This is a genomic window from Neorhizobium sp. SOG26 (assembly GCF_003491345.1).
Lineage (GTDB): Bacteria > Pseudomonadota > Alphaproteobacteria > Rhizobiales > Rhizobiaceae > Neorhizobium > Neorhizobium turbinariae.
Map to the genome: position 1 here is coordinate 751405 of NZ_CP025512.1, position 14828 is coordinate 766232.

The window sequence follows — 14828 nt, forward strand, 5'->3', positions numbered from 1 at the left end:
TTTCTCCTTGAGGCTCTGGTTACGCGCGGTCTTCGCGAGGAGCGCGGTCCGGACGCGGCGCGCGCTGGAATTCGCCTTCACGACGCGGACGGTCGCCGAATTCGCGGCGCGGGCCACGGTCGTCGCCATCGCGGCGCGGACGGTCGTCGCGGTCGCGCTTCTGCATCATTGCCGACGGGCCTTCTTCGTGCTTCTCGACGGCGAGCGTCATGTAGCGAAGAACGTCTTCGTTGATGCGCATCTGGCGTTCCATCTCATGCACGGCAGCCGCCGGTGCATCGATGTCCATCAGGGCGTAGTGAGCCTTACGGTTCTTCTTGATGCGGTAGGTGAGGGACTTGAGGCCCCAGTTTTCGATGCGCCCGACCTTGCCGCCGTTAGCTTCGATGACGCCCTTGTACTGTTCGACGAGGGCATCAACCTGCTGAGCGGACATATCCTGCCGGGCAAGGAATACGTGTTCGTAAAGAGCCATGTAAGCTTTGCCTTTTCTTGCGGTTGTCTAACCCGGACCTCGGCGGCTAAGCCTCAACGACTGCTCCTGAACGGGAACCCCAAGGGCCCCAGGCAAGAAAAGTGTTGTATCGAGACGGTCGAGAGCGGAGACACGGGAGGCTTGGACCCTGTGGCCCATGCGGCTTCTTGTTGAAGGAAGCCTGCCCTCCGTTCAGCCACCAGCCAGAGAGACCGGGTGTTTCGAACAGCGCGCCTTATACGGGTTTTTCCGCAGAAGGCAAGGCCTGACGGACGAATGCGCGAGAGCGTGTGCCGCAATGCTACCTAATGTTGCAAACAAGCTGAAAGCAGCCTATGGTTAAGGTGAAATAAAATACACCATAGGAGGGGAAAATGCAGCATGGTGAGAAAATACTGGACGTAGTCGCCCCCAGATCGCGCTTCTACCAGGGCGGGTTTGGGCGGCTCTTCCCGGAACTTGAGCCCTGGGTCCCGGACATTCCTCAACCGGCAACTGGCGGGATCGGTACGGCGCAGGCACTGCAAAATCATTTCATGAATTTTGTCGCGCAGAACATGGTCGATGCTACCGGGGCTGGCGGCAGGGATATCAGCCTTCCGTCAGGCTACGTGTACTTCGGGCAGTTCGTGGACCACGACATCACCCACGATGTGACGCCGCTGAGCGAATCCGAGGTAGATCCAAACCGATTACACAACTTCCGTACGCCGCGGCTTGATCTCGACAGCCTCTATGGCGCCGGAACGAAGGATCAGCCTTTTCTCTACGAGGCGGGAACAGGAAAGTTCAGGATCGACCAAATCCAGGGCACGAACTTCCGCGATCTGCCGCGGCATCGTGGAACGGCATTGATCGGCGACCCTCGTAACGATGAGAATATCATCGTAGCGCAATTACATCTTGCCTTCCTGCTGGCCCACAACGCCTTGGTTGACGAGGCACGGAAACAAGGCGCCAAGAACCCGTTCGAAACCGCGCGCAAAACGCTGCGCTGGCTGTATCAGTGGGTGGTCTGGAATGACTATGTGCGCAGGATCTGCCGCGACGATGTCCACAAGGCGGCGTTACGGCTGGAATCTGGGTCCAGCTTGATCAAGGTCTGGCAGGTTGGCTACGGCGACGTCTTCGATTGGAAGGTCAACCCCTTCATGCCGGTCGAGTTCTCCGTTGCCGCGTACCGTTCCGGTCACACGCTGGTGCGCGGTGGGTACCAGACGAACATTGGAAATGGCGTCGGACCAAACAACGGATTTCCGACATTCGCCGTGGCGAACCCGAACACAAAGGGCGACCTTCGGGGTGGAAATCCGCTGACGAGTAACCGCGTCATTCAATGGGACTGGTTCCTTCAGATGGATTCATCTTTTGGTCCTGACTTTCCGCAAGTCGCACGCGCCTTCGATCCGCTTCTGGTCGAAGCGCTGCGACACATGCCCGAGGATCCGGTTAATCCGAGCAGTCCCACTGCTATTCTCAATGTCCTTGCTGCACGAAATCTGGTTCGCGGTGTGCGCATGCAGCTTCCGGCTGCGAGCGCGGTAGCGACGAAGCTCGGAATCGAACACCTACCAATTCAACAGCAGGAGGATGAAGCCCTTTGGTTCTACATCTTGCGAGAAGCGCAGTCGACCGAAGCTGTGGGTAGCAATGGCGAGCGACTCGGGTTGCTCGGTTCGATCCTTGTTGCCGCCACGTTTGCCGGGCTGTTGAAGGGGGACCCCTTGTCGTTCTTCAACATGGAGCCCGGTTGGACGCCGGATCGTGATCCGCTCCTTCAAGCCTTGGACCAAAACCTGCAAATCAACCGGGATGCGGGGCAGGCTGGGAATGTGAGCTGGGGCCTTCCGGCCATCGTTCGGCTCTCGGGGCTCCCGGTTGATGGGTCTTCATTCCCCCAGCCTGCCGGTGGTGCCGCTGCCGCTCCCACGCCGGCGACGCCTGCGCCGCCTACGCCGCCGGCAGCTGGCTAGATCAAAGCACCATCGGATATCGCCGATAAACCTCGGCGATGTCCTTCATCACCTCGTCGGAGAGGACAAGGTCGGCGCTGCCGATGTCGGTTCTCAACTGCTCCATCGAGGTGGCGCCGATGATGACCGAGGTCATGAAGGGCCGCGTCAGGCAGAAGGCGAGTGCCATCTGGGCGAGATCCAGGCTATGCTTGGCCGCAACCTCGATATACGCCTTCACCGCCGGCTCCTGGTACGGTGTCAGGCGGCCGCCGAGGTCTGTGTTGATGGTGGCGCGGGTCCCTTGGGGCCGGGCGCCATCCTGGTACTTGCCGGTCAGGATGCCGGCGGCGAGCGGTGAATAGGCAAGCAGGCCGACGTCTTCGTGATGCGACATTTCGGCGAGGTCGAGGTCGAACTGGCGGTAAAGCAGGTTGTACTCGTTCTGGATCGAGGCGATCCGCGGCAGGCCCTTGTCTTCCGACAGGCGCAGGTATTTCAGCGTGCCCCAGGTGCTTTCGTTGGAAAGGCCGACGGCGCGGACCTTGCCGGCCTTCACCACCTCGTCAAGCGTCTCGAGGATTTCGGCGATATCGGCGGCTGCCTTCTGGCGATCCTGCTTGAACGGGTCATAGGTCCAGGAGCTGCGGAAATGATAGGTGCCGCGGTTCGGCCAGTGCACCTGGTAGAGGTCGAGATAGTCGGTCTGGAGACGCTTCAGGCTCGCATCCACCGCTTCGCGGATGCTTGAGGCGGAAATCTCCGTGCCGCCGCGAATATAGGCGCGACCGCTGCCGGCGACCTTCGAGGCAAGGATCAGGTCCTTGCGCTTGGCAGCGTTCTTGGCGATCCAGGTGCCGATATATTCCTCGGTCCGGCCATAGGTCTCCGCACCGGCTGGCGTCGTCGGGTAAAGCTCTGCCGTGTCAAAGAAGTTCACGCCGTTCTCGAAGGCGTAGTCCATCTGCTCATGGGCTTCCGCTTCCGTGTTCTGCGTGCCCCAAGTCATGGTGCCGAGGCAGATCTCCGAAACGGACATGTCCGTGCGGCCGAGTGTCTTGTATTTCATGGAAAATGGTCCCGTCCTTAAAATCCGCCGCACGTTTTAATGGGGAATGCCGCGCATGCAAGGGCCGGTGGCGGCGATTCAGACCTCAACGTCCCTGAACGGTTTCCCACAGATCCGTGATCGCGGCGGGAACTTTCCGTGTTGGTTGCATCTTGAAGGCGATGGGTCCAAAGAGCGGCCGAAAGTTGGTAATTTAGAGGTTCCTTTTATGACTGATGCAACGCAAGTTGGTGAGGGCAATGTGCCGGATGCCGGGGTGCCGCCCACAAGCGGGCGCTGGAAGCTGATAGGTCCGGGCATTGTTGCGGCCGCCACCGGCGTAGGTGCTGGTGATCTTGTCGCAACCCTGATCGCCGGTTCGCGCTTCGGTTACGCGCTGCTCTGGGCCGCCGTGATTGGCTGTATCGTCAAGATCGCGCTTGCGGAGGGCTCGGCCCGTTATCACCTCGCGACCGGCTCGACCATGCTTGAAGGCTGGAAGTCGCTCGGCCGCTGGACGAGCTGGTATTTCGGCATCTACATCATCATCTGGGGCTTCGTGTATGGCGCGACCGCCATGAGCGCGACGGCGCTGCCTCTGGCCGCCCTGTTTCCCGCGGTGCCGCTGTGGATCTGGGCGATCCTCTCCGGCGTGCTTTGTGCCACCTTCGTCGCGTTGAATCGCTACGAGATGTTCGAGAACGCGATGAAGGTGTGCATCGGCATCATGTTCGTCGTCGTGGTCGGCGTGGCGCTCATCGTCGTGCCGAATGTCGGCCAGGCGCTGACGGGCCTCATCCCGACCATTCCGGAAGGCTCGGTGGTTTACACGCTCGGCCTGATCGGCGGCGTCGGCGGAACGATCACCATGGCCTCCTACGGCTACTGGGTGAATGCCAAGGGCTGGCGCACACCCGAATGGATGGGCGTCATGCGGCTCGACAACCGCGTGTCCTACATCATCACCGGCATCTTCGTGATCGCCATGCTGATCATCGGCGCGGAAATGCTCTACACCGCACAGATCGCACTCTCCTCGGGTGATCGCGGCCTGCTCGACCTCGACAAGGTGCTGCGTGAACGATTTGGACCGGTTGTCTCCATCGTTTTCCTGATCGGCTTCTTTGCGACCGCCGTCTCCTCCATCCTCGGCGTCTGGCACGGCGTCTCCCTGTTGTTTGCGGACTTCATCCGCGTCCACATCAAGGGCGGGACGGGCTCGCGGGTGGGGCTGGAGAAGAGCGCGGCCTTCAAGTTCTACCTGTTCTGGCTCACCATCCCGCCGATGACGCTGCTGTGGTTCGGGCGGCCGTTCACGCTCGTCATCATCTATGGTGCGCTCGGCGCCTTCTTCATGCCGTTCCTCGCCATCACGCTGATCTGGCTCCTGAACTCGGCGCGGGTGCCGAAGGAATGGCGCAGCAGCTGGCTGTCAAACGGGCTGCTCGGCCTTTCCGCGGCGCTCTTCATCGTGCTCTGCATCAACGAACTGGTCGGCCTCGTCTCCGGCTCGTGATCGGCCCGGCGGACGGTTGCGCCCTTGACTCCGCGCTTTCAAATGTGAATGGAGGGCAAAATCATCAGGGAAGGAACCGTCCGCATGGGTGCTCCATCAAACATCGCATTCACATTCCCCGGACAGGGCAGCCAGGCCGTCGGCATGGGCAAGGACCTCGCCGAGGCTTTTCCTGAAGCGCGTGCCGTTTTCGAGGAAGTCGACGAGGCGCTGGGCCAGAAGCTTTCCGATATCATGTGGAATGGTCCGGAAGAAACACTGACCCTGACCGCAAACGCACAGCCGGCTCTGATGGCAGTGTCGATGGCGGCGATCCGGGTGCTGGAGGCGCGTGGTCTCAACCTCGCCGACAAGGTGGCCTATGTCGCGGGCCACTCGCTCGGCGAATATTCCGCGCTCTGTGCAGCAGGCACCTTCTCGCTTGCCGATACGGCGCGCCTGCTGCGCATTCGCGGCGATGCCATGCAATCGGCGGTGCCGGTGGGGCAGGGCGCCATGGCGGCAATCATCGGCCTGGATCATGGCGATGTCGATGCTGTCTGCACAGAAGCACGCGCTGACGGCGTTTGCCAGATCGCCAACGACAACGGTGGCGGCCAGATCGTCATTTCCGGTTCGAAGGCTGCGGTCGAAAAGGCTGCAGCACTCGCCACGGAAAAGGGCGCCAAGCGTGCCATCATGCTGCCGGTGTCCGCGCCTTTCCACAGCGACCTGATGGCGCCGGCGGCTGACGCCATGCGTCACGCGCTGGGCAAGGTCGACAAGAAGAACCCGGTCGTGCCGGTGGTCGCCAATGTGCGCGCCGCTCCGGTCTACGATGCCGACGAGATCGTCCAGTTGCTCGTGACGCAGGTGACCAGCCAGGTGCGCTGGCGCGAAACGGTGGAGTGGTTCGGCCAGAACGGCATCACCACCCTTTACGAGATCGGTTCCGGCAAAGTGCTGACAGGCCTTGCCCGCCGCATCGACAAGAATATTTCCGGCATTGCCGTCAACACGCCGGCCGATATCGATGCGGCGCTTGCCGCCATCCTCGGCTGAAGAAAGGAAAGATCCTATGTTTGATTTGACCGGCCGCAAGGCATTGGTGACGGGTGCAACCGGTGGCCTCGGCGAAGAGATCGCCCGCATGCTGCATGCCCAGGGCGCAACCGTCGGCCTGCACGGCACGCGCGTTGAAAAGCTCGAGGCGCTGGCAGCCGAACTTGGCGACCGCGTCAAGATCTTCCCGGCAAACCTGTCGGACCGCGATGAGGTAAAGGCGCTCGGGGAGAAGGCTGAGGTCGAACTTGAAGGCGTCGATATCCTGGTCAACAATGCGGGCATCACCAAGGACGGCCTGTTCGTCCGGATGAGCGATGCTGATTGGGATTCGGTCCTCGAAGTGAACCTCACGGCTGTCTTCCGCCTGACGCGCGAACTGACCCACCCGATGATGCGCCGCCGGCATGGCCGCATCATCAACATCACGTCCGTGGTCGGTGTCACCGGCAATCCGGGCCAGGCAAACTACTGCGCCTCCAAGGCCGGCATGATCGGCTTTTCGAAGTCGCTCGCCCAGGAAATCGCCACCCGCAACGTGACGGTCAACTGCGTCGCCCCGGGCTTCATCGAAAGCGCCATGACCGGCAAGCTGAACGACAAGCAGAAGGAAGCGATCCTCGGCGCGATCCCGATGAAGCGGATGGGCGCTGGCTCCGATATTGCTGCCGCCGTGCTTTATCTTGCCTCCAACGAAGCCGGCTACGTCACCGGCCAGACGGTTCACGTCAACGGCGGCATGGCAATGATTTGAGCCATTGAGCCGCAACGACAAATCCCTGTTGGCAGCGGCGAAGTGGAACAAATTCTGGCTTTGCGGAACAGTTAATCCATGTTAAGCGGGCCAAGACTGTGAAATAGTCACCCTGATAATCAGGCCGTCATATTGCGTGATTGCGATGCGATGGGAACCTGAAAAGGGGGCAACGGGTTTGCCGGGATCGCGGCTGGATTTAGCTGCGGTTGCTGGTTTTAACAGGATGCGGATGTCATCCAGGCATTCGATAAGACAAAGGTCGAGGAAACCGACATGAGCGATATCGCTGAACGCGTTAAGAAAATTGTTATTGATCATCTCGGCGTCGATGCCGACAAGGTAGTTGAAGGCGCAAGCTTCATCGACGATCTTGGCGCGGACTCGCTCGACACCGTCGAACTGGTCATGGCTTTCGAAGAAGAATTCGGCGTTGAAATTCCTGACGATGCCGCCGATTCCATTCTGACCGTCGGCGACGCAGTGAAGTTCATCGAGAAGGCCCAGGCCTGATCGACTGACATATTTGGGATGAGCCGCAAGGTCGATCCCGACGACGGCCCGCTTGCTCGGGCCGTTTCCGCAAATAAGAACACTAAGCATATAGGGTAGGGCGCTGGCGATGAGACGTGTCGTTATCACCGGTACCGGCATGGTATCTCCACTCGGTTGCGGAACGGAAGTCAGCTGGCAACGCTTGCTGGCCGGCGAAAATGCCGCTCGTCTCGTGACGGAATTCGAGGTAGATGACCTGCCCGCGAAGATTGCCTGCCGCCTGCCTTTCGGCGACGGCACCAACGGCACCTTCAATCCAGATGACTGGATGGAGCCGAAGGAACAGCGCAAGGTCGATCCCTTCATCATCTACGGCATGGCTGCCGCGGACATGGCGCTGAAGGATGCCGACTGGCATCCGCAGACCGACGAAGACCAGATCGCCACCGGCGTGCTGATCGGCTCCGGCATTGGCGGTCTCGACGGCATCGTCGAGGCAGGCTACACCCTGCGCGACAAGGGACCGCGGCGCATTTCGCCGTTCTTTATTCCCGGTCGCCTGATCAATCTCGTTTCCGGCCAGGTCTCGATCCGCCACAAGCTGCGCGGTCCCAACCATGCCGTTGTCACGGCCTGTTCCACCGGCGCGCATGCAATCGGTGACGCAGCGCGTCTCATCATGCTCGGCGACGCCGATGTCATGGTGGCCGGTGGCGCAGAATCGCCGATCTGCCGCATCTCGCTCGCGGGCTTTGCCGCCTGCAAGGCGCTGTCCACGCAGCACAACGACGACCCGCAGAAGGCATCGCGTCCATACGATCGTGACCGTGACGGCTTCGTCATGGGCGAGGGCGCCGGCATCGTGGTTCTCGAGGAGCTGGAACATGCCAAGGCGCGTGGCGCCAAGATTTATGCCGAAGTCGTGGGCTATGGCCTGTCGGGCGATGCCTACCACATCACGGCTCCTTCCGAGGACGGCGACGGCGCGTATCGCTGCATGTCGGCCGCCCTGAAGCGTGCGGGCTTGAACGCCTCCGACATCGACTACATCAATGCCCATGGCACCTCGACCATGGCCGACACGATCGAACTCGGCGCTGTCGAGCGCCTGGTCGGCAATGCCGCCTCAAAGATTTCGATGTCGTCCACCAAGTCGGCGATCGGCCACCTTCTCGGTGCCGCCGGTGCCGTGGAGGCCATCTTCTCCACGCTCGCGATCCGCGACAACGTCGCTCCGCCGACGCTCAACCTCGACAATCCCGATGTCGAGACCGCGATTGATCTCGTTCCGCACAAGGCGCGCAAGCGTGACATCAACGTGGCGCTGTCGAACTCCTTCGGGTTCGGCGGTACGAATGCCTCGCTGGTTCTGCGCCGCTACGACGCCTGATGCCACTGGACCTGGGAGTTCTCCCGGGTCCTGATCATTGGCGAACCTGTTTTTGCCGCATTACGTGGCCAAACAACGAGTCATGTCTTTGTATAAGTTCTGACCCCGGGGGCGCGGTTGAGTGATTCCAGTCATGTGAACGATCTGCCTCCTGCCAACGGCAGGGGCCGGATCATTCCGAAGTCGCCGAACGAGGCGTTGAAGCCGGAGCGGGTGCCGGATCCACCACGTCGGTCGAAGAAGGCGCGCAGCCAGCTCGTCATCTTCCTGAACTTCGTTATGACCATGGTGGTGGCGATCTGCCTGATTGGTGCTGCCGTCTTCTATTATGCGCTGTCCACCTATCAGCAGCCGGGGCCACTTGCCGCCAACACGAATTTCGTGGTGCGCGAAGGCGCAGGCCTTGAGGAAATCGCCAACAGCCTGGCGCGCAACGAGATCATCGACAGCGATCCGCGCATCTTCCAGTATGTGACGGCGGTGCAGCTTGGTTACTTTTCCGGCGACCGCAGCAACCGTCGCAGCCTGAAGTCGGGCGAATACGAGATCAAGGCGCATGCCTCGATGCAGGACATCGCCAACCTGCTCGAGTCCGGCAAGTCGATCCTGCACTCGATTTCCATGCCGGAAGGCCTGACGGTGCGGCAGATGATGCTGCGGCTCGCGGAAGATCCGACGCTTGAAGGCGACATTCCGGCCGAACTGCCGGCTGAAGGCACGCTTCGCCCGGACACCTACAAGTTCTCCCGCGGCAGCAAGCGCGCGGACATCATCCAGCAGATGCGCGTCGCACAGCAGAAGCTCGTCGACCAGATCTGGGAGCGCCGCGATCCTGACCTGCCGATCAAGACCAAGGAAGAGTTCGTCATCCTGGCGTCGATCGTGGAGAAGGAAACGGGCAAGGAAGACGAGCGCGCCCATGTGGCTTCCGTCTTCATCAATCGCCTGCAGCGCGGCATGCGCCTGCAGTCCGACCCGACGATCATCTACGGCCTCTTCGGCGGTGAGGGGAAGCCGGCCGACCGGCCGATCTACAAGTCCGACCTCGCCAAGCCGACGCCCTACAACACCTACCAGATCAAGGGCCTGCCGCCGACGCCGATCGCCAATCCGGGCCGTGCAGCGCTCGAGGCCGTCGCCAATCCGTGGCGGACCAAGGATCTCTACTTTGTGGCCGATGGCACGGGTGGGCACGTCTTTGCTGCGACGCTTGAAGAACACAATGCCAATGTTCGCCGCTGGCGCAGGCTGGAAGCCGAACGGGCTGCCAATCCGGAAGTGGTGGACGGCCAGCCGGATGGCGACGAGGCAGAAAAGCCGCCGAAGAGCAACTGAGCCTTCGGCGACAATGCCGGCTGCTGATCCTGCCATATTCTGGAGATGACGATGACCTTGCAGTCCATGACCGGGTTTGCGCGCAGCGAAGGGACCGTGGGCCGCAACCGCTACGTCTGGGAACTCCGCTCGGTAAACGGCAAGGGGCTCGACATGCGCCTGCGCCTGCCACCGGGGCTGGAAAGCCTGGAACCCGACGTGCGCCGCTTGATCACCGAGAAATTCTCGCGCGGCAATATCCAGGCTTCGCTCAACCTCTCCGTCACCGAAACCAAGGTCGAGGCGGTGCTGAACCGCGACGCGCTGGCGGCTGTACTGGCGCTGCGCGAGGAGCTTGGTCCGCTGGTGGATCCGTCGCCCCTGAAGCTCGACAGCCTGATGGCGATCCGCGGCCTCGTCGATATCCGTGAGCCCGAGGAGAGCGAAGAAGCGATTGCCGCGCGCGATGCTGCCATTCTGGCGGGGCTTGGCGAAGCGCTGGAGCATCTGCGCCGCATGCGCGAAAGCGAGGGAGCTGCGCTGGGCACAGTGCTCAAGGCTCATGTCGCCCGCATTGCCGAACTGACGGCGGTGGTGGAGGGCGACCCGTCTCGCTCGACCGAAGAAATTGCCAGGCGGCTGTCCCAGCAGGTCGCGGCATTGCTGCAGGACGCGCCGCCGCTTGATCGGGACCGGCTGCATGCCGAAGCCGCATTGCTTGCCACCAAGGCTGACCTGCGCGAAGAGATTGATCGCCTCAAGGCGCATGTGGTGGCGGCGGGTGAACTGATCGACAAGGGTGGCCCGGTCGGCCGCCGGCTGGATTTCCTTGCACAGGAATTTAACCGGGAATCGAATACCATCTGTTCCAAATCCAATGCCGCTGCGGTAACGGCTGCCGGCATCGAACTGAAAGTAGTGATCGACCAGTTCCGTGAACAGGTCCAGAATCTGGAGTAGCGCATGAGCCCCGTCTCGTCTTCGAAGATGCCTGCGACGATTGCGCGCCGGGGCCTCATGCTTGTGCTTTCGTCGCCCTCGGGAGCGGGCAAGTCGACCATCGCCCGCAACCTCTTGGAGACCGATCCGAGCCTGGAAATCTCCGTCAGCGTCACGACCCGCCAGCGTCGGCCGAGCGAGATTGCCGGAAAGCACTACCACTTCATTACCACGGCCCAGTTCGAGCGCATGCGCGCCGCAGACGAACTGCTGGAATGGGCGGAGGTGCACGGCAATTTTTATGGCACGCCGCGCGAACCGGTGGAGCAGGCGATGTCGCAGGGTCGCGACATGCTGTTCGACATCGACTGGCAGGGCGCCCGGCAGTTGCAGGAAAAGATGAAGGCGGATGTCGTCTCGATCTTCGTGCTGCCGCCGACGATGACGGAACTGCAGTCACGGCTGCATCGCCGCGCCGAGGACTCCGAAGAAGTGATCCGCACCCGGCTCCTGAATTCTCGAGCCGAGATCGAGCATTGGCGCGAATACGACTACGCGATCGTCAACGACGATCTCGACGAGGCATTTCGCAACGTGCATTGCATCGTCAAGGCGGAGCGGGTGCGCAGAGATCGTCGGCATGGCCTGTTCGACTTCGTCAACAGCCTGCTGACCGAAGAGCCGAACCTCTAAGCATCACTGCCTGAACGGCAGGAAGCGATCACGGGCGTGGCAGGAACTTTGCCGTGCCGCCAGGTGTTGAGACTGAAGGCTCAACTCCCGGAGGAAGGTCGCTTCATGGATACCGGCACATCCGACCACAAACCACTCGAAGCCAAGGCCATCGAGGCCGCCTATGAAGAACTGGAACGGCAGGCGGCCGAAAACCCGTCCGTGCTGCGCGTGCGCAAGGACGGCGACCGTGCCGTGATTGACGGATCTGTGGACCTAGATGCCCTGGTCATGGTGATCGTCGGCTCCGTCGCCGGCGGGCCGTAAGGGAAGACTGCGGGTTACAAGCAGTTTGCCAGCCGCACGAATTCCTCGACAGACAGCGTCTCTGCACGCCGCTGCGGGTCGATGCCTGCCTTCGTCAGCAGAGCCTCGCCACCAACAGGCTTCAGGCTCTGCCGCAACATCTTGCGGCGCTGGCCGAAGGCGGCATGCGTCACCCGCTCCAGCCTGGCCACATCACAGGGCAGGGGATTGGCGCGTGGCGTCAGGTGCACGACGGTCGATGTCACCTTCGGCGGCGGCGTGAACGCCTGCGGTGGCACGTCGAAGACCATCCGGGCATCGGTGCGCCATCCGGCAAGCACGCCGAGCCGGCCATAATGATCGTCTTCCTCGTCGGCGACGATACGCAGGCCCACTTCCTTCTGGAACATCAGCGTCAGGCTTTCCCAGAATGGCGGCCACTGACCGTTTTCCGGCAGGAGCCAGTTCAGCAGCAACTGCGTGCCGACATTATAGGGCAGGTTGGCGATGATCTTCACCTGACCTTCCGGCACCAGTTCCGCGAAGTTTGTCTTGAGCGCGTCGCCTTCGATCACCTCAAGCCGCCCCGGATAATGGTCGCCGATTTCCGCGAGTGCGGGCAGGCAGCGGCTGTCGCGCTCGATGGCGATCAGCTTCTTGGCGCCGAGCGACAGGATGGCGCGGGTAAGGCCACCCGGACCGGGACCGACTTCGATCACCGTCGCATCTTCCAGCGGGCCGGCGCTGCGGGCAATCTTCTGGGTGAGGTTGAGGTCGAGAAGGAAGTTCTGGCCAAGCGCCTTCTTCGCATCCAGTCCATGCCGCTGGATCACGTCGCGCAGCGGTGGCAAACCGTCAAGTGTGGCCATTCGGGATCAAGTCCTGCTTTGCGTCTTGCGCGCCAGGTCGCCGGCAAGCTTCAGCGCCTCGATGAGGCTTGTTTCGCGCGCAGCACCCTGGCCGGCGATGCCAAACGCCGTGCCGTGGTCGGGAGAGGTGCGGATGAAAGGCAGGCCCAGCGTGACGTTGACGGAGGTATCGAAGCCGAGTGCCTTGGCCGGGATCAACGCCTGGTCATGGTACATGCAGATCGCAACGTCATAGCGGGTGCGGGCTTCATCATGGAACATGGTGTCGGCCGGAAGCGGCCCGAAGGCATGGATGCCTTCCGCCCGCAGCTTGACGATAGCCGGATGTATGATGTCGCGGTCCTCGTGGCCGATAGCGCCATCTTCGCCCGCATGCGGGTTGAGCCCGGCAACTGCCAGGCGCGGCTGGTCAATGCCGAAGCGCTGCTTCAGATCCCGATGGGTGATCCGGCAGGTTTCCTCGATCAGATCCTGTGTGAGAGCCGTCGGCACCTGGTGCAGCGGGATATGGATGGTGACAGGAATGGCGCGCAGCTTCGGACCGGCGAGCATCATCACCGGAAGCGTCTTGTTGCCGGACGCTTTTTCGGCAAGGTCGGCCAGGAATTCCGTATGCCCGGGGAAACCAAAGCCCGCCTGGTACAGCACCGACTTCGCAATCGGGTTGGTGACGACGGCGGATGTCTTCCCCTCGAGTGTCAGGGAGACGGCGGTCTCGATGGCCGCGATCGTACCCTTGGCGGTTGCCACATGCGGCTCGCCGGGCGCAACCTCGGCACCAGCCGGGATGGGAAATACCGGGAGGGCGGTATCGAAGTGGGAGAGGGCGCTTGCCGGATCGCTTTCCCGCAGCGGCACGTCGATGCCAAGCAGCTTTGCGCGCGCCTGAAGAACGGCCGGATCGCCAAGGAACAGGAATGGCGGGACGTCCTGCTGACGTCGTGCAGACCACGCCGCAAGCGTGATGTCGGGACCGATGCCGGCCGGATCGCCCTGCGTCAGCGCGAGCGGGCGGTCTAGGATAGGATCAACCGGCATGGGTACTCCGAGGAAGGCGCGGTTCAGCGATACTCGATGATGGCCTTCTTGCGCAGTTCGTCGAGATACTTCTTTTCGTTCGGGTTCCCGCCGCCCTTCTGCTCCTTGCCGAGATCTTCGGCGCGGAACACGACTTCGGCAGCGAAGTCATCCGAGACCTGGCGCTGGTTGCAGATCGCCAGGAACTCGACACCGCGTTCGGTCACGCGGGTGGCGGTGGTGCCGTTCTCGGGCGTCTTCTCGATGAGCGGCTTCCATTCCGCCGGCAGTTCAGGGGCGAGCACGCGGCCAAGGCTGCGAACCGAGACGTCGAGATAGTTTGCGGCAAAGTCCTTCGACTGCTCGCAGCCGGGGAACTTGGTGCGGGCGGTGTTGGCTTCCTTCTGGCGCTTGCCCATGATGGCATTGCGCTTGGAGGCCGGTACGACGAAGATCACCTGCTGCAGGAAGTATTCGGTGGTAACCGGCTTTTCCTTGTTTTCCTGCATGCGCTTCACGAGCTCTTCGCTGGACATGCGACCGCGCGAGCTGCCGTAGCGGGCATTGACCAGGCGCGGCCAGCTCATCTGTACGGCGATGTAGTTCTTGAAGTGCTCCACGCCGACGCCCGCACGCTCCAGGATCTGGCTCATCTGCTGCGGCTTCATCTTGTTGCTGGCGGCAAAGCGCTCGAACGCACGGTCGACGTCCTCGGTGCTGACCGACATCCGCATGCGCGCAACTTCCTGGCGCTTCAGGATCTCATCGACCATGGCTTCGCGAGCGCTCTTGGTATCGGCCTTCTGGCGCTGCAGGCGCAGGAAGGCTACGCGCTTAGCGACATCCGTGCTGGTGATCGCTGTCTTATTGACGACGGCCGAGATTTCTGCAGCCTGAGCCTGTTGCGCTACCGGCTGCACGACGACCGAAGCAGCAAGTACAGCAGCGGCAAGCGCCAGCCTGCGCGTTGCGGTCAATGCAAACATCATACAATCCCTTTTCCCGCCCCAGCCGCTCTCACAAGGCGGCTGGCCTCACTC

15 protein-coding genes are annotated in these 14828 nt (G+C 61.9%); 10 read left to right on the forward strand and 5 right to left on the reverse strand.

What is annotated here, in order from left to right; all coding sequences use genetic code 11:
* Nucleotides 1–19 precede the first annotated feature (19 nt).
* On the reverse strand, nt 20–475 hold the full coding sequence (gene rpsF / locus CYG48_RS03715) for a 30S ribosomal protein S6 (RefSeq protein ID WP_118849140.1): 456 nt from the start codon (nt 473–475) through the stop codon (nt 20–22).
* 374 nt (nt 476–849) lie between these two features.
* Between rpsF and CYG48_RS03725 the strand changes: the two genes are divergently transcribed.
* Nucleotides 850–2448, forward strand: coding sequence for a peroxidase family protein (locus CYG48_RS03725; protein ID WP_118849141.1), 1599 nt, complete (start codon nt 850–852; stop codon nt 2446–2448).
* A 1-nt stretch (nt 2449) separates the two neighbouring features.
* Here the strand turns inward: CYG48_RS03725 and CYG48_RS03730 are convergent, their stop codons facing one another.
* The gene (locus CYG48_RS03730) at nt 2450–3496 is read right to left on the reverse strand and encodes an aldo/keto reductase (RefSeq protein WP_118849142.1); all 1047 of its coding nucleotides are present in this window, start codon (nt 3494–3496) and stop codon (nt 2450–2452) included.
* A gap of 208 nt (nt 3497–3704) precedes the next feature.
* Between CYG48_RS03730 and CYG48_RS03735 the strand changes: the two genes are divergently transcribed.
* The 9 genes from CYG48_RS03735 (at nt 3705) to CYG48_RS03775 (ending at nt 11923) form a co-directional block, all read left to right on the forward strand.
* Nucleotides 3705–4991 (forward strand): Nramp family divalent metal transporter, encoded by a 1287-nt coding sequence (locus tag CYG48_RS03735; protein ID WP_118849143.1) that lies wholly within the window; start codon nt 3705–3707, stop codon nt 4989–4991.
* A gap of 84 nt (nt 4992–5075) precedes the next feature.
* Nucleotides 5076–6032 (forward strand): ACP S-malonyltransferase, encoded by a 957-nt coding sequence (gene fabD / locus CYG48_RS03740; RefSeq protein ID WP_118849144.1) that lies wholly within the window; start codon nt 5076–5078, stop codon nt 6030–6032.
* 16 nt (nt 6033–6048) lie between these two features.
* A complete protein-coding gene (gene fabG / locus CYG48_RS03745) occupies nt 6049–6786 on the forward strand; it encodes a 3-oxoacyl-[acyl-carrier-protein] reductase (RefSeq protein ID WP_118849145.1) in 738 nt (245 codons plus the stop codon).
* A gap of 276 nt (nt 6787–7062) precedes the next feature.
* Nucleotides 7063–7299, forward strand: a complete 237-nt coding sequence (locus CYG48_RS03750; RefSeq protein WP_003502080.1) for an acyl carrier protein — start codon at nt 7063–7065, stop codon at nt 7297–7299.
* A 109-nt stretch (nt 7300–7408) separates the two neighbouring features.
* Nucleotides 7409–8671: a beta-ketoacyl-ACP synthase II gene (gene fabF, locus CYG48_RS03755; protein WP_118849146.1), complete on the forward strand. Its 1263-nt coding sequence runs from the start codon at nt 7409–7411 to the stop codon at nt 8669–8671.
* 117 nt (nt 8672–8788) lie between these two features.
* Entirely contained in the window at nt 8789–10006 is a 1218-nt protein-coding gene (gene mltG / locus CYG48_RS03760) for an endolytic transglycosylase MltG (RefSeq protein WP_118849147.1), read from the forward strand.
* A gap of 51 nt (nt 10007–10057) precedes the next feature.
* Nucleotides 10058–10945 carry a YicC/YloC family endoribonuclease gene (locus tag CYG48_RS03765; protein ID WP_118849148.1) on the forward strand — a complete coding sequence of 296 codons (888 nt, stop codon included), beginning with the start codon at nt 10058–10060 and terminating at the stop codon, nt 10943–10945.
* Nucleotides 10946–10948: 3 nt separating this feature from the next.
* A complete protein-coding gene (gene gmk, locus CYG48_RS03770) occupies nt 10949–11617 on the forward strand; it encodes a guanylate kinase (RefSeq protein ID WP_118849149.1) in 669 nt (222 codons plus the stop codon).
* A 105-nt stretch (nt 11618–11722) separates the two neighbouring features.
* Nucleotides 11723–11923: a hypothetical protein gene (locus CYG48_RS03775; protein ID WP_118849150.1), complete on the forward strand. Its 201-nt coding sequence runs from the start codon at nt 11723–11725 to the stop codon at nt 11921–11923.
* Between the two features lie 14 nt (nt 11924–11937).
* On the opposite strand, the gene rsmA is transcribed toward CYG48_RS03775, so the two are convergent.
* From rsmA to CYG48_RS03790, 3 genes are read right to left on the reverse strand one after another with little or no spacing between them, the layout of a single operon-like run.
* On the reverse strand, nt 11938–12771 hold the full coding sequence (rsmA, locus tag CYG48_RS03780; protein WP_118849151.1) for a 16S rRNA (adenine(1518)-N(6)/adenine(1519)-N(6))-dimethyltransferase RsmA: 834 nt from the start codon (nt 12769–12771) through the stop codon (nt 11938–11940).
* A gap of 6 nt (nt 12772–12777) precedes the next feature.
* Nucleotides 12778–13809: a 4-hydroxythreonine-4-phosphate dehydrogenase PdxA gene (gene pdxA, locus CYG48_RS03785; protein WP_118849152.1), complete on the reverse strand. Its 1032-nt coding sequence runs from the start codon at nt 13807–13809 to the stop codon at nt 12778–12780.
* Nucleotides 13810–13832: 23 nt separating this feature from the next.
* Nucleotides 13833–14777 (reverse strand): peptidylprolyl isomerase, encoded by a 945-nt coding sequence (locus CYG48_RS03790; RefSeq protein ID WP_199925206.1) that lies wholly within the window; start codon nt 14775–14777, stop codon nt 13833–13835.
* Nucleotides 14778–14828: the final 51 nt, after the last annotated feature.